This is a genomic window from Sphingobacterium siyangense, assembly GCF_023277505.1.
Lineage (GTDB): Bacteria > Bacteroidota > Bacteroidia > Sphingobacteriales > Sphingobacteriaceae > Sphingobacterium > Sphingobacterium siyangense.
In genome coordinates this window covers 6,050,052-6,070,779 of record NZ_CP080574.1, presented here as the reverse complement: position 1 = coordinate 6,070,779, position 20,728 = coordinate 6,050,052, and the positions used below count along the sequence as shown (strand labels likewise).

The following is a 20,728-nucleotide window of genomic DNA, read 5'->3' as shown; positions in this document are numbered from 1 at the left end:
GATTAATCCCGGAGCTTTTTTTATGAGGAGGAGTGATTACTTCACTTCTTCGTAATCTACGTCAGTTACATCATCACCACCTTGGTTTCCACCTTGAGCTTGACCTGCATCACCTTGAGGTTGTTGTGCACCACCTTGAGAAGCAGCATACATTTCTTCAGAGGCAGCATTCCAAGCATTTTGCAATTCTTCAGAAGCAGCGTCGATATCAGCAAAGTTTTTCGCTTCGTAAGCAGCTTTTAATTTTGTTAAGCCAGCTTCAATTGGCGCTTTTTTATCTGCTGAAATTTTATCGCCATATTCTTTCAATTGTTTTTCAGTTGAGAAGATTAAAGCGTCAGCTGCATTTACTTTGTCAGCTTCTTCTTTCATTTTTTTGTCAGCATCAGCATTTGCTTCAGCTTCTTCTTTCATGCGTTTGATTTCGTCGTCAGACAAACCTGAAGATGCTTCGATACGGATATTTTGTTCTTTTCCAGTAGCTTTATCTTTTGCAGATACTTTGATGATACCATTCGCATCAATATCAAAAGTAACTTCGATTTGAGGAACGCCACGAGGAGCTGGTGGAATGTCATTCAAATGGAAACGGCCGATTGTACGGTTTTGGTTTGCCATAGGACGTTCACCTTGTAAGATGTGAATTTCTACAGATGGCTGATTGTCTGAAGCAGTAGAGAATGTTTCCGATTTTTTAGTTGGAATTGTTGTATTTGCTTCGATCAATTTAGTCATCACACCACCCATTGTCTCAATACCTAATGAAAGTGGAGTAACATCCAATAATAAAACGTCTTTTACTTCACCTGTCAATACACCACCTTGGATAGCAGCACCTAAAGCTACAACTTCATCTGGGTTTACACCTTTAGAAGGCTCTTTTCCGAAGAATGCTTTTACAGCATCAACGATTGCAGGGATACGAGTAGAACCACCTACTAAGATAATTTCATCAATATCAGATTTGCTGAAACCAGCATTTTTCAATGCAGACTCACAAGGAGCAATTGTTCTCTTGATCAAGTCAGCAGCCAAAGCTTCAAATTTAGCGCGTGATAATGAACGAACTAAGTGTTTTGGACCAGTTGCATCAGCAGTGATATATGGCAAGTTGATTTCAGTAGAAGTTGCGCTTGATAATTCAATTTTCGCTTTCTCAGCTGCTTCTTTCAAACGTTGCAATGCCATTGGGTCTTTTTTCAAGTCAAAGCCATTGTTTTCACTTTTGAATTCTTCGTTCAACCAGTTGATGATTACGTTATCAAAGTCATCACCACCTAAGTGTGTATCACCGTCAGTAGATTTAACTTCAAATACTCCGTCACCTAATTCTAATACCGAAACGTCATGTGTACCACCACCACAGTCAAACACAACAATTTTCATGTCTTTGTGTGCTTTGTCTAAACCGTAAGCTAAAGCTGCAGCTGTAGGTTCGTTGATGATACGTTTTACAGATAAACCAGCGATTTCACCAGCTTCTTTTGTTGCTTGACGTTGTGCGTCGTTGAAATATGCAGGAACTGTAATAACAGCTTCAGTTACTTCTTGACCTAAGAAATCCTCAGCTGTTTTCTTCATTTTTTGAAGAATCATGGCAGAGATCTCTTGTGGTGTATATTTGCGGTCATCAATTTCTACACGAGGTGTATTGTTGTCACCTTTAACGATTTTATAAGGTACGTGTTCAGCTTCTTTCACAGCTTCATCGTATGAAAGACCCATAAAACGTTTGATGGAATAAATAGTTTTATGCGGGTTAGTAATTGCTTGACGCTTTGCTGGATCCCCAACTTTGCGCTCGCCACCTTCTACGAAAGCTACGATCGAAGGAGTTGTACGTTTACCTTCGTTGTTCGTAATTACTACAGGCTCGTTACCTTCCATTACGGCAACACATGAGTTTGTAGTACCTAAGTCAATTCCTATAATTTTAGACATATCTTGTGTTTTAATTTTTTACTTAAATAAATTCTATCAGTCTATTATCAACCCTTATGCCAATCCAAAAGTTTTGTAAAAAAAACACTATTTGTCATCAATTTGTCTTTAGGCACTGCCAAACTGACATTTTCAATACACCAGTTGCTCTAATATCCTTTTTTTTGCTGACTCGTTTTGACGATTACGTGGCATATATCTGCCAAAGATTTCCGAGAATTCGGCAAGTTTCATTTTTTTTGATTTCTTATCCCGCCAATCAGAAGGAACAAGTTTATTGGTATAGGCGATATTTGTAGCCCAATATTGAATGTGCATTTCTGGGATGACAAGACCCAATATCATTCCCGGAAGGCCATGGCTCAAGGCTGGTCCTGCCGATACTGGGATTTCTTCCGAATAGTAGGCAATCAGATAAAGTGAGTCTTTGGTGGCACCGTTGACTCTGCGGCAATTTACACCGGCAATATTGCGGAACTCTTCGGTGAAACGCCAAGTAATGCTGTCCAATGTTTCCGAAAGAATGTATTTTTCGTCGATATCAAGCTGGATGTCTGCTGTACCAGCTTTCAGATCCTGGTAGAGGACCTTGCCATTCTTGTTGGCGCCAGCTCTAAACTGCCCCCTTTGGTTTCCTCCGCTTCGGGCCGCACCCTGAGATCTGCCCCTTCTGCCATTTGCCGAACTTATCGTAGGTGCAGCCATTTTTACTTCAGCACGTTGCTTTTCGGTACCCTCGCTTTCCTCGGGCATCAACAGGGTAGAATTCTCATCAAAGTAGAAGTTTAATTTTTCTGTATGTGAATCCGGTACCTTGTCGAGATATTCCATCATTCCCATACCCCTGTCCATTCCTTTCGAGTTCATGTCGTTGGACATCTGCCGTATGCGTGCTTTTGTGTAGGTAACTTTGTCAAAACTAATGGTACCCCTACTTCCAAAATAGGCGTATTGTGCCTGAAGGGTTAAACCATACAAGCAGCAGATGATTAGTGTTAAATATATCTTTTTAATCATTTCCTTTCCCCAGATATTTGTTGAAATCCCATTTTACACCGACCAAAAAATACTGCGTCAATACCTGTTGAACAGATTCGGAATAGTTGGTGTCACTCGCATTACGGCGTGTGTTGTTGAAGGTGTTGAAAAGGTCAAAGGCCTTTACGCTGAGTGTCATGCTCTCATCTTTCAGTACTTTTTTCTCCAATTCGATATTGGTATAAAATTGATTGATTGATTTCTTATAGAGTTTCGTAGGTCCTGTGTAGCTATAGAAAATGTTGGCCATGATATTAAACTTCTTCGGTAGAAAGTATTTGACATAGGCCGAGGTCCCACCTTGAAAACTTGTTGCGTTGTATTGTGTGTTGATCGAGTTTTGCTGGATATTAAAGCCGGCGTTTGCAGATAGGTCGAAATCGAACCCTTCTGAGTCTTGTTCATTTAAGCTTGAACCTAGGCTAAAGTTGGTATTCTTTGCATTGTTCAGCAGAAACTCGCCGCCGGATTGTCCGCCTTCAAATTTGGTGTAGCTATAGCTGTTGTTAAATCTAACATTTGCACTTTTGTTAAAATTGATACGTCGATTGGCCAAAGGCTGCATATGGTTGATATTCAGACCACCATTCCAGTTGGATTTGCCGGATAGATTTTCATAAGTACTGATCTGGGCAGAGTTGTCCAGTATGGTTGTTTTGTTGACAATCGGATTATTTACGAAAGATAAGTTTCCGTTGATATTGATGTTGGTTCCTTTCAATAAACTGAAAGCATTATAGTTGGCCGAAATATTATTGTTCACCGCACGTTTTAAGTCAGGATTACCAACTTGTTGAAACAAAGGGTTGGTCTGAGGTTGCAGCGGTTGTAACTGATCAAAGGATGGAATGATATTCGAACTTTGATAAGCTAAACGTATATTTTTGCTATTTGAAAGACGATAATTCGCATCAACATTTAAATTGTTGTCCCAAAAATTCCGGGCGAGATCGATTGACCTATAACTATCATTTAACTTCTGATTCTTATAGAACGTACGGTTGGAAAAATTGATCTCCAACTTTTCCCTGCGATAGGAAAAATTCACATTAACGCCCTGATTGGTGTTATTGTCAATCTGGTTTTGGGAATAAAGGGAATCAAACTTTTGGGTAATATTGTCTATCGAATTTTGGGTATTTGTATTCTTCGAATGATTGAAGCTATAACCTAAAGCCAGATTGATATAGTCACTGATTCGGTTATTGAAGTTAATTGACGAGTTGAAGTCATTTCCGCTATTCCGTCCGTGCCGATCCTGATCAATAATTGTGCTGTCTCCTGTTTTGTAGAAATAGGTTCGCGAATAGACTTTGCTGTCTGAATTTGACTCTTTGTGGTTATTCCCGACCATTAGGTTGACGGAACGACCCGCTTTTAACCGTTTTCTATAATTTAACCGAAAATTATTGCTGGAGCTTGAAGAGTTCGATTGATTGTTCTCTCTAAAGTCGCTGATCGGATTACCTGATCCGTCGCCCGTTTTGCTGTCTGTATAGGTTAGATTAGCGTTGTTGGCCCAATTGGCATTGGATTGAAGTTCCATAGTTTGCGTGGAATCCAGTCGCATGTTAAGGTTTGACCTTAAACCATGGCTTCGACTATGCCTTTCATTATCGTTTTTGCTGTTTTTTTCCTGAATGGACTCGTCTGGCAGTACATTCTTATTGTAAGTCTCCGAGTGATTCCTGTTGCTGTTGTTGTCGTAACCATAGTTGGCATTGACTTTTAGGGCTTTTTTGAAGAACTGATTTTCATAATTGGCACCAAGGTTTGTGTTCAGAGGTTCGCCCGTAATTTGGTTGTTCATGCGTAGAGAGCCTTCACGACCGCTTGAACTGCCCATGTTGTTGTGACTCGCGGTGATGCCAATCCGCTCGGTCTTATTAAATTTGGCCGCAAAGAGATTTCCCGCATACAATTCTTTTGATCCAGCCAATGCTTCCATGTTTCCAAAGACACCCTTTCTTGCTTTTTCCTTGAGTACTACGTTAACAGTTTGGATCCTTACTCCGTCATCGATGCCCGACAGCTCCGCCTCCTCCGATTTTTTCTCATAGAGCTGTACCTTGTCAACGGCATCTGCCCGTACATTTCGAATGGCTATTTTAGGATCATAACCAAAAAATTCTTCCCCATCAATAAAAACCTTCTGTACTGATTTCCCTTGAGCCGTGATACTTCCATCTCCCGTAACCGTAAAACCGGGTAGACGGCGTAGTAAATCTTCTAATTTCGCATTTTTTTCTGTTGCAAAACTCGCCGCATCATATTCGATGGTGTCGCCTTTCAGTGTAATTGGAAGACGTCGGGTGACAATCACCTCCTGCAAAACATTTCTTTGGGAATTTATTTTGATATCATGCAGATCGAGATCTTTGTCTGCAATTTGGATCGTATCACTATATAGTTCAAACTTAGGGTACGTGGCCAAAATAATATAGCTCCCGGGTTTGATATTTTTGACCTGGAATTTTCCCTCTTCATTGGCTCGGTTAAAATAACGGAGGACTGAATCGCGGTTCAGTAAAATAATGGAAGCATTGGTCAGGGGCTTGTCATCCGCCTTGTCTAGAATCCTCCCCTTGATGTTTATTTGGGAGTAAGCACTGTTGATGACGATAAATAGTAAAAGTATTAATTGAACTAATCTTTTCATGTACGGGTTGTATCTTTCAAAGATAATTTACTTAATCGTTAATAAATGTAAAACATCTCTTCTGAATGTAAAATCTTTGGTATATAATGTAGAGGAAATCATATTTTTTCTTGCTATACATGTACTTTTTGAGCATCATTTTTTTTATTGCATTCAATACAGATTGTTGGCGGAAGGTTGTTTGAGAAAGTTGGAAGTAAAATTTACCTTTGCACAAAATTGGTATTATGACGTTTGAAAATTACTTACAACAATTCGAAGATATCTTAAATCATCCTGAGAATCACCCTACCTATCAAGATGATGAATATTATCAGTACACAAAAATGAACTGGACAAGAATGGGCCGTTGGTTAAAACGCTTTGAACCAACGTCGACTTTTGAACAATTTGTGGAGTCAATTACTGAAAAGCAACAATGGATCATTATTACTGAACCTTGGTGCGGGGATGCAGCGCATTCGGTGCCTATGTTGGCGAAGATGGCCTCAAAAAATCCCAATATCACGGTGGATATCCAATTGCGTGACAGCGCTCCGTTTCTGATCGATTCTTATTTAACCAACGGCGGTAAATCTATTCCAATTCTAGTGATACGTAATGGACAGGGGCAGGATTTGGCTGTCTGGGGCCCAAGACCTCAAGCCTGCCAGGAGCTGTTTTTGAATATGAAAGCGCAAGGGGCAGATTTCTCCGAAATCAAAGAGGAGATTCAAAAGTGGTACAATGCCGATAAAGGAACCGAAATCCAAAAGGAAATCCAGGCCTTGCTAGACAAATAAGAAAAAATTCATCTTTATAAAAGACTGGCAATTTTTAAGTTTAACCGGATAATCATCTCAGGTGTAGACCTGGTCTTTCCTGAGCATGGTTTGAAAAAGTGAAAGAATTCGATGTAACGAGCCGCTTTTAACTCGGTATATGTAATGTCCATTCCTGAAAAAGGTTTACAAAAACCGAATATTAAAATCTTAAATTTAATATTATGAAAAAGCGTATGACAAAACGTAAATCAGGGGGACAGCAAGTTTACAGTGATAGCTTCAAGATCCTCGTTTCCAGAGAATACCTTGCGGGCAAGCTGAGTTATTCGCAACTTGCCCAGAAGTACAATCTTCCGGGGGAAGCCACTCCGCGGTATTTTATGAAATGGTACCAGCAGTGGGAAAACAATCTGGAGCTGGAAGTTTCCCAGACTGTTGAGCCAGAAGACACTGGGGTGAAAAATGAGCAGGATCTCAGGGATGAACTCTTCCAGGCGAACCTCAAAATTACTGCCCTGGAGATGTTGATCAAAAAAGCGGAGGAGCTCCATGGGGCTGATTTTGTAAAAAAGTCTGGGGCCAAATCGTCCAAGAAATGAAGTCGTGTTACCAGAATGTTTCGGTCTCCAGACTTTGTGGACTATTTGGCAGAACAAGGCAATCCTACTATAAATATATGGGCAGAGAACAGGAATACTCCGTTCGCAGCGGGCTTGTGCTGGCGCGGGTACGTGAAATTCGGAAGGACTCCCATCGCATGGGTACCCTTAAACTCCGCAGCATATTGGTCAAAGAAATGGGTAGTGCGATGGTTGGACTGGGAAGGGACGCTTTCTTCAGACTGTTGCGCGAAAATGACCTTTTGGTCAAATGCAAACGCAGGTATGCCATCACCACCCAGTCCGACCACCGTTTCAAAAAGTGGCCCGACCTTGTGCAGCGCAGGCAGGCCCTGCGTCCCGAGCAGATATGGGTAAGTGACATCACCTACATCCGCATCCGGGACAAATGGATCTACCTGTGCCTGGTCACAGATGCCTATTCCCGAAAGATCGTGGGCTACAAACTTACGCACAGGCCAACAGCACAGGCCTGTATATCAGCGCTCAGGATGGCAATATCACATAGAATGTATCCACAGAGCGATCTGACCCACCACTCCGATCGCGGCATCCAGTATTGCAGTACAAATTATGTCACTATATTGCAGGAAAATAGGATTACAATAAGCATGACACAATCCGGAAGCCCGTACGACAATGCCGTGGCAGAAAGGCTAAATGGCATCCTAAAAAGCGAATATCGCATGGCTGAGACCTTTCCAGACTACAAAACGGCACTTGCACAGCTGGTCAAGGCAGTCAATATATACAATCATTTTAGGCCACATATGTCCTGCAATATGATGTCTCCCCAGCAGGCACATCAGCAATTGCAGAACCAAAAAGTTCCCAAAATGTTTCAAAGACGTAACGCTGAGTCAAAAAAGTTCCGCAGCAAAACTAGGGAAACTGTGGTTAGGGAAAGGACAACCGATAACAGTCAGAAAACGGACAATGACAACCAAATCCAGTAGAAAAAATAGGATGTAAAATCTATATAGTAATCTGTTCGGTAAATGTAAACCTATTTCAGTATAAGACATAAGCCTATTTCAGTATAATATATTCTGCCTTTTAACGCTGCTTGTTCGGTGCTTCCTCGGTACTTGTTCGGTACTCATTCGGAGCTTCTTCGCTTGTAACCGAAGAAGCTCCGAATGAGTACCGCTTCATATCCGTCGATAATTCCTATAAAGACCGAAGTTGTCCTATACTTTTCATTGTCTAATTCCAGTTTGTTCCGCATTTGTTTTTCTCAGTATCCATATCGCTTTATTGCCAATAGGTTTAATATCGTCTTTGCTAAAGATTAAAAGATTTTAAGGAAAACGATCCGCTGTTTTTGTTAGCTTTATATGAATTATTGTCCATTTTATGAAGGGCATTCAGATTAACTTAAAGGATAACTAAAACAAAAAAATATGAACATTGAAGATCTGAGAGAATATTGTTTGTCTATTGGGCCAGTTATGGAGGAGACGCCATTTGGTCCGGATACACTGGTATTTAAGGTAGGTGGCAAGATTTTTTTATTGGTGGGACTGGATCAGGTTGATGAGCTTCGGTTTAATGTGAAGTGTAATCCGGAGTGGGCAATCGAACTGCGTGAAAGGCATGAACACACAGTGCTTCCGGGGTATCATATGAATAAAAAGCATTGGAATACCATTATTGCTAATCGGGAACTTGATGATAGAAAGCTTGAAGAGTTAATTTTGCATAGCTATCAACTTATTGTGGAAAGCCTGCCTGTGAAGATTAGACAAGAAATAAGTGGACGCTAGGTGTGGTTTACGTGTAAAGAATTAGTGGTTTACGTGTAAAGAATTAGTTGCTTGGTGCATAAAAGGTATTAAAAGGGCTGTTTTTGGAGCGAGGAATGGTAGCTTTGCTAACTCGATGTATCGCTCAATAACATCGATTATTAAATTTACACTAAATATTATTTTTATGAAACGAACACGAAATTACTCGTGGGTAATCTGTTTTATGCTTCTTTTCAGTTTGGGAAGTTGTATAAAGGAAGAAGCGCTAAATATGGAAGCGGATATTGTCGGTGTTCATGCCGATGAAGATGTCTTCTTGCTGAACCCGGTCATCTCAAATACGCAAGTTACACTTTATCTTCAGCCCAATATTCATGATCTTACCAAGTTGAATATGACTTTTGACCTGACTCCTGGTGCCTCGATTGAGCTTTTGAAGGATTCTTTGAAAATGCCGGCCGGAACTCAGGATATGAATAAAGTAATTGTTGATGAATTGCTAAAAAACGGCGTATATTATAAAGTTACGTCCGAAGATCATCAGTTTACAAAGAACTACCTGATTAAAATTGTGAAAACAGATGGTGGATTTGTTCCAACAGCATATGGTTTTGAAGATACGGCGATCGATAAGGATGATAAATACACCATATTTTATAATAAAATTGATGGCCAGGATTTCTATAATTGGGCTTCGGGAAATCCAAGCTTCTCCTTGACATTGAGCTTAGGAGGAGGTACTAAGGAACCCGAATCATATCCTACTAAAACGAGTTCGGATGCACATTCAGGATCGAAAGCGGCTTTATTGGAAACGAAGTTGACCGGTGCTTTTGGGGCGATGTTCAAGAAACCTATTGCTGCGGGAAATCTTTTTATAGGAGCGTTTGATACGGGGCCTGTATTGACAGATCCACTTTCGGCAACGCAGTTTGGTCTTCCTTTCAATCAGATACCGTTGGTTTTGGAAGGTTACTATAAATATAGTCCTGGCGCGACGGTGACGGACGAAAACATGAAGCCGGTCAATACTAAAGATTCCTGTGATATCTATGCGGTTTTTTATAATCGCAAGCAGCTGATGGATTCGGAGCCTGATCCGAAGAAGAAAGTTTCCTATTTGACCGGACATAATATTTTGAAAGATCCAAGTATAGTGGCTATAGCTAGGCTGGAAAATGGTGGCGCAACCACAACTGATGGTTTTGTCAAGTTTACATTGCCATTTAAGTACACGGCGAAAGTAAACGAAGCGGACGTTGCCAATTTGGATTATAGCATTGCTATTGTAATGTCTTCGAGTAAATATGGTGATAATTTTATCGGTGCTGTCGGTAGTAAGCTGACGGTGGATGATCTCAAAATTGTAACGAAGAAATAATGAAAATGATAAAATATACAATGGCACTATTTGCGCTGGTTTTGACAGGATCTATTGCAAATGCGCAGGAAAATACAACGGATGAAGGTAAATTGGGTTTTGATGTCATGGTTGGCGGTAAGATCGGCGGAGCCGCACCGCTTTCATTGCCACGTGAAATCCGAAAAATTAAAAGCTATAATCCGAATGTTCCCTTTTTTGTCGGAGCAAGGGCAAACTATCGTATTGATCCTCAATGGGGAGTGTCTTTGGGACTCGTCTTCGAAGGAAAGGGAATGGATACAAAAGCGAGTGTTAAGGGATACAAGACGACATTCAACGCCGTGAACGATTCTAAAGAGGAGCTGAGAGGTTATTATACAGGCGACATTACAACCAAAGTGCATAATCTGTATCTGTCTGTGCCGATTCAAGCGACTTATCAGCTTTCAAATCGTTGGAATGTGCAGGCAGGTCCTTATATTTCTTTTGCGGTAAAAAAGGAATTCTATGGCGAGGCTTACAATGGCTATCTTAGACATGAAGAACCTACTGGAAATAAAATTGTTGTGGATAATGCCGATTATGATTTCTCGGAAAGTGTTAGGAGTATTGATGTTGGTATGAGTTTGGGAGCCCATTATGCTATTGACAAAAGATTTTTTGCGTTGGCACAGTTGGATTATGGCTTCAATAATATTATGAAAACCGGATTTGAAAGTATTAGTTTTGGACTGCATAATATCTTTATGAATGTCGGTATAGGATATAAATTGAAATAGTTTAGCGAGCTATAAAAAGAAATGGCCGATCTCAGGATCGGCCATTTCTTTTTTATATGTTGTTATGCTCATTTAAATGATGCGGAGTTTTACATTTTTAATCCGATTTCTCTCAAACGTTCATCCAGGTACTGACCAGCGGTATAATCTTCGTAGATTTTCGGGTGTTCAGCATCTATGCAGGAATCTAATGAAGCCAAACTCATGGTGGATTTTGGATGTAAAAAGAATGGAATAGAAAAACGGGAAGTGCCCATTTTTTCACGCGGCGGGTTTACAACACGATGCGTAGTCGATTTCAACTTATTGTTTGTTAACCGTTGCAACATATCCCCCACATTGATGACAATATCTTCACCTTTGGCTTTGATAGGGAACCATTCTCCGTCTTTTGTCAATACTTCAAGTCCATCTGCACTGGCACCAATCAATAAGGTGATGAGGTTAATATCTTCGTGTGCTCCTGCACGTACTGCATCAGGAGCTAAAGCGTCAGGATCGCTGATTGGAAAGTAATGTATCGCACGTAAAATAGAATTACCGTTGATAACATATTTTTCAAAGTAATTTTCTTCCAGGTCGAGGTAGGTAGCAATCGCTTTTAATAATTCCCGGCCTGTATCTTCTAATTTTTTATACACCTCAGCGGTCACACCATTAAAGCGTGGGATCTCTGCTACTTCAGGATTATCCGGAAAATCAGTCTTGGAGTATTCTTCACCAACGATCGTTTGACCGCGTTGCCAAAATTCCTTTAAATCAGGAGTCTTCGCATCTTTCGCTTTTTCTCTTCCTTTTGCTGTATAGCCACGTTGACCTGCAAGTTCTGGAAATTCATATTTTTCCTTCGTCTCGGTCGGCAAACCAAAAAACTCAGGAACTACCTGATATAATTCTTCAATCAGCTCTTTTGATAAGCCATGATTTGCAATCGTTACAAAGCCCGTTTCGTTAAATGCCTTGCCAATATCTTGGATGAATTGATTTCGTTGTTCTTGGGTTCCTTGTGTATAATGTAGCAAGTCCAAGCGAGGTATGTTTACTAAAGCCATACGATGTTGATATTTGTTCAGGACAAAGTTAACGGAATTAATTTTGATTATTAAACAGGAGCTGTTAATAAAAGTTTTGTGTTTTGTTTTATTTGGTTGTATTTCAGTGCTTAAAAGTTTTCCACATTTTCTGTAATTGGTCGTTTCGGCTAAAAAATGTAGAGCAGCGTCATGCTGACGAATATATGACAAAATTTATATTTTGGATCTTGTTATTCTGATTACTAACTGGTATATTTGTTATGCAAGCATAATAAATAGCTTGTGAGTACGCTTATGAACCAAAATCAGACAATCGACTATTTTTTAAAAACAGGCTGGCAGACAATTGCCAATAAATATAATCAAATTGCTTCGCAGTACGGTTTTACCCAGGCCGCAGGTTATATTTTGATTAACATTCATAAAGAGGGTACACCTGTTTCTCAGATTGCAAATTTGACAGGAGTTAAAACAACTAGTTTGTCTCGGGTGTTGAATAATTTGGAGTCATTGGGATTTATATACCGTGAGACGAGTGAGACCGACAAGAGATCTGTAAAAGTATACTTGACTGAATTGGGTCGGGAGAAAAGAAGAATTGCCAAGGATGTGGTGCGTAATTTCAATCAATACTTAGCGGATAATTTTTCAGAAAATGAACGTGATCAATTGATTGCTTCTTTAGCGAAACTCAATGAGCTTGCAACCAGTTACAAGGAAGAAGTAATCGTTTAGAAGTTAAACCAAATGTACAGAAGTGCATAATAAATATGTTATGATGAACAGAAATATTAGAAAAGTGGCGGTTCTCGGTTCGGGTGTTATGGGCTCGCGAATTGCTTGTCATTTTGCTAACATTGGTGTTGAGGTTTTATTGTTGGATATCGTTCCACGTGAACTGCTGCCAGCGGAACAAGCCAAAGGTCTCACGCTGGAGAGTAAGGTTGTTCGGGACCGAATTGTCAACAGCTCCCTAGAAACGGCTTTAAAAACAAACCCTTCGCCAATTTATAGCAAGTCATTTGTCAGACGTATCAAAACAGGTAATTTTGATGATAATTTAAAAGACATTGCTCATGTGGACTGGATCATAGAGGTTGTTGTTGAGCGACTTGATGTTAAAAAGTCTGTTTTTGAGCGTGTTGAGCAATTTCGTAAGCCTGGAACATTGATTACTTCCAATACTTCTGGTATTCCTATTCATTTGATGACAGCGGACAGAAGTGAAGATTTTAAAGATCATTTCTGCGGTACACACTTCTTCAATCCGCCGCGCTATCTTCCTTTATTGGAGGTTATTCCTACACCGCACACGAAGCCCGAGGTAGTTGACTTTATCCTTCATTTTGGCGATAAGATGCTGGGAAAATCGGTTGTATTATGTAAAGATACACCTGCATTTATTGGTAATCGTATCGGTGTTTATTCGATGTTGGCGGTTACTCATTTGGTGGAACCTCTTGGGTTGACAGTGGAAGAGGTCGACAAATATACCGGTCCCGCAATGGGGCATCCCAAATCGGCAACTTTTCGTACGGCTGATGTTGTAGGGCTTGATACCCTGGTGAATGTTGCCAATGGGCTGGCACAGAATGCGCCTGAAGATGAAGCCAAGGGTGTCTTTCAACTTCCAACATTCATCAGTAAGATGGTAGAGAATAAATGGTTGGGTGAGAAAACCAAGAAAGGGTTTTATGAAAAAGTAAAAGCTGCCGATGGTAATTCGGAGATTTTGTCTCTAAATCTAAAAACACTGGAATTTGGTTCACAGCAAAAAGTGAAATCAGCAACTTTGGAAGCCACCAAGCCTGTGGAGGATATCCGCAAGCGGATGAAAGTATATGAACAAGGGAGCGATAAAGCCGCTGAACTTTTCCGTGCCATGCATTATCCGTTGTTTGAATATGTGTCCCGTCGTGTTCCCGAAATTACAGATGATTTCTTCCGCATTGATGATGCCATGCGTGCTGGATTTGGTTGGGAGTTAGGACCATTTGAAGTGTGGGATGCGCTAGGTGTCCGAGAGACCTTAGCTAAAATTAAGGCCGAAGAAAAACGACTTCCAGGTCAGGATGGGGAGGTTGCTTCCTGGGTACACGAGATGTTGGAAGCGGGATGTGAATCATTCTATAAAATTGAAAATGGTGTACGTCACTATTATGATATTGCGACCAAATCTTATAAAGCTATTCCCGGAACGGAAGATCTGATCGTATTGGATCATATTCGGGAAAGTAAAACAATCTGGAAAAATACGGGGGTTTCTATTATTGATCTTGGTGATGGTATCATTAACTGTGAATTTCATACCAAGATGAATACCATCGGCGGAGATGTTATCCAGGGCTTGAATAAAGCTATTGATCTCGCTGAAAAGGAATATCGCGGTTTAGTGGTGTCCAATGATGGGAAAAACTTTTCTGCTGGAGCCAACATTGGAATGATTTTCATGATGGCCGTAGAACAGGATTTTGATGAATTGAATATGGCAGTCCGTGCCTTTCAAAATACATCCATGCGCTTACGCTATTCGTCAATACCTGTAGTCGTTGCGCCATTTCAAATGACCCTCGGTGGGGGCTGTGAATTCTCCATGCATGCTGATTTTGTGCAGGCTCACGCCGAAACCTATATGGGCTTGGTTGAACTTGGCGTCGGTGTTATTCCCGGCGGCGGTGGAACCAAAGAGTTTACACTACGTGCCTCGGAGGAATTTAAGGAGGATCAGATTGTTCAGAACACCTTGAAAGATAAATTCCTGACCATTGGGCAGGCGAAAGTTTCGACTTCTGCTTATGAAGCCTATGAACTCGGCTATTTGCAGAAAGATAAATTTGCAATTACAATGAACCGTGCCCGCCTTTTGGCAGATGCCAAAGCAAAGGCACTGGAATTGGCTGATGAGGGTTATGTTCAGCCTGCTCCACGCAATGATATCAAGGTTTTAGGAAACCAAGGATTAGGGATCGTGTATGTGGGGGCTTCATCAATGCGTGAAGGTAATTATATTTCTGATTATGATCGAAAGATCTCAGAAAAACTGGGCTGGGTGATGTGTGGTGGAAATTTATCGTCACCGACCGAAGTGTCGGAACAGTATCTACTGGATCTTGAACGTAAAACTTTCCTCGAGCTTTGTGCCGAACGCAAAACGCTTGAAAGGATTCAATTTATGCTGACCAAGGGTAAGCCTTTACGGAACTAAAAATCACTACTCACGAAAAAAATAAAAATAATGGAAGCATACATAGTAGCAGGATTTCGTACAGCAGTAGGCAAAGCGCCGCGGGGAGTATTTCGCTTCATGCGGGCGGATGATTTAGCCACGGATGTTATTAAACATCTTGTATCCACTGTGCCAAATTTAAATAAAGAAGATATAGACGATGTCATCGTTGGGAATGCGATGCCGGAAGCGGAGCAGGGACTCAATATGGCTCGTTTCATTTCACTGATGGGATTGGATACGGATAAGGTCCCGGGAGTAACCGTTAATCGGTACTGCGCTTCAGGTTTGGAGACTATTGCAACAGCGGTCGCAAAGATCAAGACTGGCATGGCAGATGTTATTATCGCCGGTGGGGTAGAGGTGATGTCCGGAATGCCCTTTGGAGGTTGGAAAATTGTGCCTAATCCTGTCGTAGCAAAAGAGCATCCCGATTGGTATTGGGGTATGGGATTGACTGCCGAAGCTGTAGCCAAAGATTACAATGTCTCACGTGAAGATCAGGATGCTTTTGCACTTAAATCAAATCAAAAGGCAGTTGCAGCTATTCAAAATGGTCATTTGAAAGATGGTATCGTACCTATCACCGTAAAAGAAAATTATTTGAAGGACGGCAAGATTGCAACGCGTGAATATGTCGTTGATACGGATGAAGGTCCTCGAGCTGATACTTCCCTGGAGGCTTTAGGGAAATTAAAACCAGTTTTTGCAGCGAATGGTTCCGTGACAGCAGGGAATTCCTCACAAACTTCTGATGGGGCAGCATTTGTCTTGGTGATGTCTGAAGCAAAAGTGAAAGAGCTTGGTGTAAAACCTATAGCAAAGCTCGTTAGTTTTGCTGTAGCAGGTGTTCCACCCCGCATTATGGGTATCGGACCTATCTATGCCATACCCAAGGCTTTGGCAAGAGCCGGTCTTAAAAAGGAAGATATTGATCTCTTTGAGCTGAATGAAGCTTTCGCCTCTCAATCGCTAGCCGTAATTCGTGAACTTGGATTAGACGAAGAGAAAGTAAATGTCAATGGCGGTGCCATAGCTTTAGGGCATCCACTTGGATGTACAGGAGCTAAATTGACGGTCCAAGTCTTAAACGAGTTGAAACGCAGAGGCAAAAAATACGGCATGGTGACGATGTGTGTCGGAACTGGTCAAGGAGCTGCTGGTATTTTTGAGTTACTTTGATCTTAGGAGTAAAGAACAAGGAGCAAAGATAAAAGATGCATAATTTTAGGAATTTAGAAATTTGGAAAGGAGCAATGGATTTGGCTCAAATTCTTTTAGAAACAACCAGATTATTCCCTGTTGATGAAAAATTTGGTTTAACCAGTCAATTGCGACGTTGTGCGGTTTCCGTTCCATCAAATATTGCGGAAGGATCTTCTCGTAGTTCAAATAAGGAATTTGCTCATTTCTTAAAAATATCTTTGGGATCCTGCTTTGAAATAGAAACGCAACTGGTTCTTGCAGAGAGATTCGAATACATTCCATCAGATCATAATGTCAAAATAATTGAACAAGTGGTTACACTGCAAAAACGAATAACAACATTTTTAAAAACAATAGAAGCAAAGCAATAGGGTATTGAGAGTCAATCTTTACTCTTTATTCCTTGCTCCTTAATCTTAAACAAAATGGACAATAAAGCAATTAAAGGCGGAGAGTTCGTGATTAGAGAGACTCCCTATACAGCCGTTTTTATTCCGGAAGAATTTGATGAAGAAGCCAAAATGATTCGTCAGACCTGCTTGGACTTCTTGGATACGGAAGTATTGAACAAGCTGGACCGTATCGATGCGCAAGAAGAAGGACTTATGCCTAGTTTGATGGATAAGGCCGGTGAACTGGGGATGTTGGGTGTTTCTATTCCCGAAGAATATGGTGGTTTCGGCAAGAATTTCAACACTTCTATGCTTGTTGCCGATGCGGTAGGTGGCGGGTTTTCCTTTGCTGTCGCATTGTCTGCTCATACGGGAATCGGTACGCTGCCTATTTTGTATTATGGTAATGATGCCCAAAAGGCAAAATATGTTCCAAAGCTTGCTACGGGTGAATGGAAGGCGTCGTATTGTTTGACAGAACCCAATGCTGGATCGGATGCAAATTCGGGTCGTACTTCCGCAAAATTAAATGCCGAGGGGACACATTATTTGATCAACGGGCAAAAAATGTGGATTACAAACGGTGGTTTTGCAGATATCTTCATCGTATTTGCAAAAATCGATGATGATACAAACCTGACGGCATTTATTGTCGAGAAAGACTTTGGTGGCATCACGATGAATCCTGAAGAACATAAATTGGGTATCAAGGGATCTTCAACACGTCAGATCTTTTTCAACGATTGCGCCGTTCCTGTAGAGAATATGCTTTCTGATCGTGAAAATGGATTTAAGATTGCTGTAAATATCCTGAATATTGGTCGTATAAAACTGGGCGCTGCCACGATCGGTTCGGCACGTATGGTGATCAACCATGCGGTGCAGTATGCCAATGAACGTGTGCAGTTTAATCTGCCGATTTCTAAATTTGGCGCCATTCGTTATAAGCTGGCTGAGATGGCAACACGTTTGTTTGCTGTGGAGTCGGCATCGTATCGTGCCGGTCAAAATATTGATGATGCCTACGAGGCATTGATTGCCGGCGGGATGGATGAAGCAAAAGCAAAATTGAAGTCGGTGGAGCAGTTTGCAATTGAGTGTGCTATCATCAAAGTATGGTGCTCGGAGATGTTGGATTATGTGGTAGACGAAGGAGTCCAGATTTATGGTGGAATGGGGTACTCCGCAGATGCGCCAATGGAACGCGCTTATCGGGATTCACGGATCAACAGGATCTTTGAAGGTACGAATGAAGTGAATCGATTGCTTGTCGTTGACATGCTGTTAAAACGGGCCATGAAAGGTGAAGTGGAACTGATGGAACCTGCGCAAGCTGTAGCCGAAGAGCTTTTAGCTATTCCGGATTTTGGTGAAGAGGACGATGCGCCTTTTGCTGCAGAAAAGAAAATTGTGGCAAACCTTAAAAAAGCAGGATTATTGATTGCGGGAGCAGCAGTGCAAAAATTGATGATGTCTCTTTCCAAAGAAGAGGAAATCCTCATGAATATTGCGGATATTATCGGGTATGTTTATATCACCGAGTCAGTTTTGTTGCGCGCAGAAAAATTGCTGCATACAGGTTCTGATAAAGCAGACTATGCAAAAGATATGGCTAAGATCTATCTGTATGGCGCTATTGATAAAATCAGCGCTGCCGGTAAAGAAGCATTATATTCTTTTGGTGAGGGTGATGAACTGAATATGATGTTGGTTGGTTTGCGCAGATTCACAAAAGCACAGCCATTTAATGTGAAAGATGCACGTCAGCGAATCGCAAAGAAATTGATAGATGAGAATAAATATTGTTTTTGATTGATAATAGATTATTGGTTTTGGTTGATGGCCGGAGAGAAATCTTCGGCCATTTTTGTGTTACAATCCTAGAAAGTCACTGTAATTATGCTAAATTTAACCTTTTAAACCCTAACCATTATATGACATCTTCAAGATCATTTACATTTACAGAAGACTGGGTAGTCGTCATTTTGGGGATCGCTACCATATTTCTCGCACTCTCAGGAATTGTTGCGCCAGTACCTAGTTTTTCGTGGAGTAATTCCGCCGAACTCGTCGCAACGGTTTTCGACCCGACAAATTTAATGAAGCTTTTTGAGCAGTTTATTTTTGTATTCGTTACCGCGATATTGGGCGCCTTTCTTTTGGGGAAATCTGTAAAACATTTATTCGTTGTATTTCCTGTTGTATTTATCCTTACCGTATTTGCATTGGTGCTGGCAGGGAATGCAACGGTTAAAGAATACAATCTCGAAGCTGTAATTTTTAGTTTGATTATCGGTTTAGTCATCAGCAATTGCTTTAAACTGCCTAATTGGTTTAAAGAGGCGCTCAGTACCGAGCTGTATGTCAAGATAGGCCTAATTCTGCTCGGAACTACAGTGATCTTCGGGGATATCCTCAAAGCGGGATCCTTGGGGCTTATTCAAGCACTGGCTGTCGTATTGTCTGTTTGGTACTTTGCTTTCTGGATCTGTAAAAAATTAAAGATTGATAAGGAGATGTCCCTAATGCTGTCGAGTGCAGTATCTATTTGTGGTGTTTCCGCAGCGATAGCAACTTCGGGAGCAATTAAAGGTGATAGCAAAAAGCTTTCCTATGTCATTTCGTTGGTCCTTATTACAGCGATTCCAATGATGATTTTCATGCCTTATATGGCGGAGTGGATGGGCTTGTCGCAAGAAGTTACCGGTGCTTGGCTCGGCGGGAGTATTGATACAACTGGTGCTGTCGTGGCTTCAGGTTCCCTGGTAGGAGAAGAAGCGTTGAAAATCAGTACCATTGTGAAATTTTCCCAAAACGTATTGTTGGGGCTGGCTGCTTTTGCAATCAGTATTTATTGGACTTATGCGAAATCGGTTGATGATGAAACCAAGCGGGATAAGCCTACGCTAAAAATTATATGGGAACGTTTCCCGAAGTTTGTGTTGGGATTTGTATTTGCATCGCTGCTCTTTTCATTCGTGATATCTCCCGAGAAGATTGATGCCGTCAAAGGAAGTTTGAAAAACTTACAGGGCCTCTGGTTTACCCTGGCATTTACATCCATTGGTTTGGAAACGAACTTTAAGGATCTTTTTGCTCAAGATAACAAGAAACCGCTATATGCTTTTCTGATTGCCCAGACTTTTAATGTTATTATCACCTTATTGATTGCACTGGTGCTATTTCGCTAAGACGGTAAGTGTTTCAAGGTGAAATAGATCGTTAAAATATGACTGTAAAGATGGCTGTCTAACTAGGACGGCCTTTTTTATGCTTTTTCATCAAGGGGTTATGAGTGATTTTTTTTCTGATTCGTAGCACAGATCTTCGTTTTTTATAAAATCGCTTGCTTCTTGATTTTCGCTGGATTGTTGGTGTGTAGGATGGTTGCCTTCGCGATTTTTTTCATGCTGAGGGAACTATGAATAGCCTTTTTTTTGGATCTAAATGGCTGTTAGTTAAGGTTTAATTGGGTTTTGAAAAAAAATATCATTAAATCTATCAAATTAGTAGTCTTTTAAAAAATATTTATATATTTGTATCGTTATCTGATTTACAGGTAAATAGGAAGGCGAGCAAAAAGGACTGACTTGATTATGAATCGAACTAGCCATGTAATTGATTTTATAAAAAAGAAATGTGATGAAAGTTGTTTGAAATTGCTGCCTGATAAGTGCATATACGGATTCGTTTATGCAGCAGGAAATAAAAGAAAATAACAAGATAAAAAGAATGAAACAAAATTACTCTCCAAAAACAAGTTTATTGGTTGCTTCGGTAGAAGGATCTGTTGTTACCCTAAAAAGTGACAAGAAACGAATGTGTTGTTAAAATTTCTCTCTTACACTCTCTTATATTAGAAAAGGGAAGCCGAGGCTTCCCTTTTACAAAGTTTTAACAATGAAGCAAGTATCGATTGGCGTTGGCACTTGTTTTAGATTCACCATTAAACTGAATA

At 40.7% G+C, this 20,728-nt stretch carries 16 protein-coding genes; 12 read left to right on the top strand and 4 right to left on the bottom strand.

The annotated features are described in order from the left end of the window. Nucleotides 1–36: 36 nt before the first annotated feature. The 3 genes from dnaK to K2F45_RS25450 form a co-directional block, all read right to left on the bottom strand. Nucleotides 37–1,941 carry a molecular chaperone DnaK gene (dnaK, locus tag K2F45_RS25460; RefSeq protein ID WP_075994436.1) on the bottom strand — a complete coding sequence of 635 codons (1,905 nt, stop codon included), beginning with the start codon at nt 1,939–1,941 and terminating at the stop codon, nt 37–39. Between the two features lie 132 nt (nt 1,942–2,073). After that, nucleotides 2,074–2,958 (bottom strand): GLPGLI family protein, encoded by an 885-nt coding sequence (locus K2F45_RS25455; RefSeq protein ID WP_248932659.1) that lies wholly within the window; start codon nt 2,956–2,958, stop codon nt 2,074–2,076. After that, nucleotides 2,951–5,638 (bottom strand): TonB-dependent receptor, encoded by a 2,688-nt coding sequence (locus tag K2F45_RS25450; RefSeq protein WP_248932658.1) that lies wholly within the window; start codon nt 5,636–5,638, stop codon nt 2,951–2,953. Before K2F45_RS25450 ends, K2F45_RS25455 begins: the two co-directional genes overlap by 8 nt. Before the next feature lie 227 nt (nt 5,639–5,865). On the opposite strand from K2F45_RS25450, the gene K2F45_RS25445 reads away from it, so the two are divergent. The 6 genes from K2F45_RS25445 to K2F45_RS25420 all read left to right on the top strand — a co-directional run bounded on the left by K2F45_RS25445 (nt 5,866) and on the right by K2F45_RS25420 (nt 10,912). Next, nucleotides 5,866–6,420 (top strand): thioredoxin family protein, encoded by a 555-nt coding sequence (locus tag K2F45_RS25445; protein ID WP_248932657.1) that lies wholly within the window; start codon nt 5,866–5,868, stop codon nt 6,418–6,420. Nucleotides 6,421–6,623: 203 nt separating this feature from the next. Further along, the gene (locus K2F45_RS25440) at nt 6,624–7,001 is read left to right on the top strand and encodes a hypothetical protein (protein ID WP_075993755.1); all 378 of its coding nucleotides are present in this window, start codon (nt 6,624–6,626) and stop codon (nt 6,999–7,001) included. Beyond that, a complete protein-coding gene (locus K2F45_RS25435; protein ID WP_157698357.1) occupies nt 6,998–7,978 on the top strand; it encodes an IS3 family transposase in 981 nt (326 codons plus the stop codon). Before K2F45_RS25440 ends, K2F45_RS25435 begins: the two co-directional genes overlap by 4 nt. 447 nt (nt 7,979–8,425) lie before the next feature. Next, on the top strand, nt 8,426–8,788 hold the full coding sequence (locus K2F45_RS25430; RefSeq protein WP_075994431.1) for an MmcQ/YjbR family DNA-binding protein: 363 nt from the start codon (nt 8,426–8,428) through the stop codon (nt 8,786–8,788). A 166-nt stretch (nt 8,789–8,954) separates the two neighbouring features. Continuing rightward, the gene (locus K2F45_RS25425; protein WP_248932656.1) at nt 8,955–10,151 is read left to right on the top strand and encodes a PCMD domain-containing protein; all 1,197 of its coding nucleotides are present in this window, start codon (nt 8,955–8,957) and stop codon (nt 10,149–10,151) included. 5 nt (nt 10,152–10,156) lie between these two features. After that, nucleotides 10,157–10,912: a porin family protein gene (locus tag K2F45_RS25420; RefSeq protein WP_248932655.1), complete on the top strand. Its 756-nt coding sequence runs from the start codon at nt 10,157–10,159 to the stop codon at nt 10,910–10,912. Between the two features lie 89 nt (nt 10,913–11,001). Here the strand turns inward: K2F45_RS25420 and K2F45_RS25415 are convergent, their stop codons facing one another. Further along, nucleotides 11,002–11,964: an isopenicillin N synthase family dioxygenase gene (locus tag K2F45_RS25415; RefSeq protein WP_248932654.1), complete on the bottom strand. Its 963-nt coding sequence runs from the start codon at nt 11,962–11,964 to the stop codon at nt 11,002–11,004. Nucleotides 11,965–12,240: 276 nt separating this feature from the next. Here K2F45_RS25415 and K2F45_RS25410 point away from each other — a divergent pair, with 276 nt between their 5' ends. The 6 genes from K2F45_RS25410 (at nt 12,241) to K2F45_RS25385 (ending at nt 19,961) form a co-directional block, all read left to right on the top strand. Further along, nucleotides 12,241–12,681 (top strand): MarR family winged helix-turn-helix transcriptional regulator, encoded by a 441-nt coding sequence (locus tag K2F45_RS25410; RefSeq protein ID WP_075995002.1) that lies wholly within the window; start codon nt 12,241–12,243, stop codon nt 12,679–12,681. Between the two features lie 40 nt (nt 12,682–12,721). Further along, complete coding sequence (locus K2F45_RS25405) at nt 12,722–15,151, top strand: 3-hydroxyacyl-CoA dehydrogenase/enoyl-CoA hydratase family protein (protein WP_075994428.1); 2,430 nt, start codon at nt 12,722–12,724, stop codon at nt 15,149–15,151. Nucleotides 15,152–15,181: 30 nt separating this feature from the next. Beyond that, a complete protein-coding gene (locus K2F45_RS25400) occupies nt 15,182–16,354 on the top strand; it encodes an acetyl-CoA C-acyltransferase (protein ID WP_075994427.1) in 1,173 nt (390 codons plus the stop codon). Between the two features lie 35 nt (nt 16,355–16,389). Next, entirely contained in the window at nt 16,390–16,749 is a 360-nt protein-coding gene (locus tag K2F45_RS25395; protein ID WP_075994426.1) for a four helix bundle protein, read from the top strand. 54 nt (nt 16,750–16,803) lie between these two features. After that, nucleotides 16,804–18,582 carry an acyl-CoA dehydrogenase family protein gene (locus K2F45_RS25390; RefSeq protein ID WP_075994425.1) on the top strand — a complete coding sequence of 593 codons (1,779 nt, stop codon included), beginning with the start codon at nt 16,804–16,806 and terminating at the stop codon, nt 18,580–18,582. 122 nt (nt 18,583–18,704) lie between these two features. Next, the gene (locus K2F45_RS25385) at nt 18,705–19,961 is read left to right on the top strand and encodes a YeiH family protein (RefSeq protein ID WP_075995001.1); all 1,257 of its coding nucleotides are present in this window, start codon (nt 18,705–18,707) and stop codon (nt 19,959–19,961) included. Nucleotides 19,962–20,728: the final 767 nt, after the last annotated feature.

Coding starts and splice junctions, on each gene's coding strand:
- K2F45_RS25430 (WP_075994431.1), top strand. CDS start 8,426: ATGAACATTGAAGATCTGAGAGAATATTGTTTGTCTATTGGGCCAGTT.
- K2F45_RS25405 (WP_075994428.1), top strand. CDS start 12,722: ATGATGAACAGAAATATTAGAAAAGTGGCGGTTCTCGGTTCGGGTGTT.
- K2F45_RS25390 (WP_075994425.1), top strand. CDS start 16,804: ATGGACAATAAAGCAATTAAAGGCGGAGAGTTCGTGATTAGAGAGACT.
- K2F45_RS25435 (WP_157698357.1), top strand. CDS start 6,998: ATGAAGTCGTGTTACCAGAATGTTTCGGTCTCCAGACTTTGTGGACTA.
- K2F45_RS25440 (WP_075993755.1), top strand. CDS start 6,624: ATGAAAAAGCGTATGACAAAACGTAAATCAGGGGGACAGCAAGTTTAC.
- K2F45_RS25425 (WP_248932656.1), top strand. CDS start 8,955: ATGAAACGAACACGAAATTACTCGTGGGTAATCTGTTTTATGCTTCTT.
- K2F45_RS25415 (WP_248932654.1), bottom strand. CDS start 11,964: ATGGCTTTAGTAAACATACCTCGCTTGGACTTGCTACATTATACACAA.
- K2F45_RS25385 (WP_075995001.1), top strand. CDS start 18,705: ATGACATCTTCAAGATCATTTACATTTACAGAAGACTGGGTAGTCGTC.
- K2F45_RS25445 (WP_248932657.1), top strand. CDS start 5,866: ATGACGTTTGAAAATTACTTACAACAATTCGAAGATATCTTAAATCAT.
- dnaK (WP_075994436.1), bottom strand. CDS start 1,941: ATGTCTAAAATTATAGGAATTGACTTAGGTACTACAAACTCATGTGTT.
- K2F45_RS25400 (WP_075994427.1), top strand. CDS start 15,182: ATGGAAGCATACATAGTAGCAGGATTTCGTACAGCAGTAGGCAAAGCG.
- K2F45_RS25450 (WP_248932658.1), bottom strand. CDS start 5,638: ATGAAAAGATTAGTTCAATTAATACTTTTACTATTTATCGTCATCAAC.
- K2F45_RS25395 (WP_075994426.1), top strand. CDS start 16,390: ATGCATAATTTTAGGAATTTAGAAATTTGGAAAGGAGCAATGGATTTG.
- K2F45_RS25455 (WP_248932659.1), bottom strand. CDS start 2,958: ATGATTAAAAAGATATATTTAACACTAATCATCTGCTGCTTGTATGGT.
- K2F45_RS25410 (WP_075995002.1), top strand. CDS start 12,241: ATGAACCAAAATCAGACAATCGACTATTTTTTAAAAACAGGCTGGCAG.
- K2F45_RS25420 (WP_248932655.1), top strand. CDS start 10,157: ATGATAAAATATACAATGGCACTATTTGCGCTGGTTTTGACAGGATCT.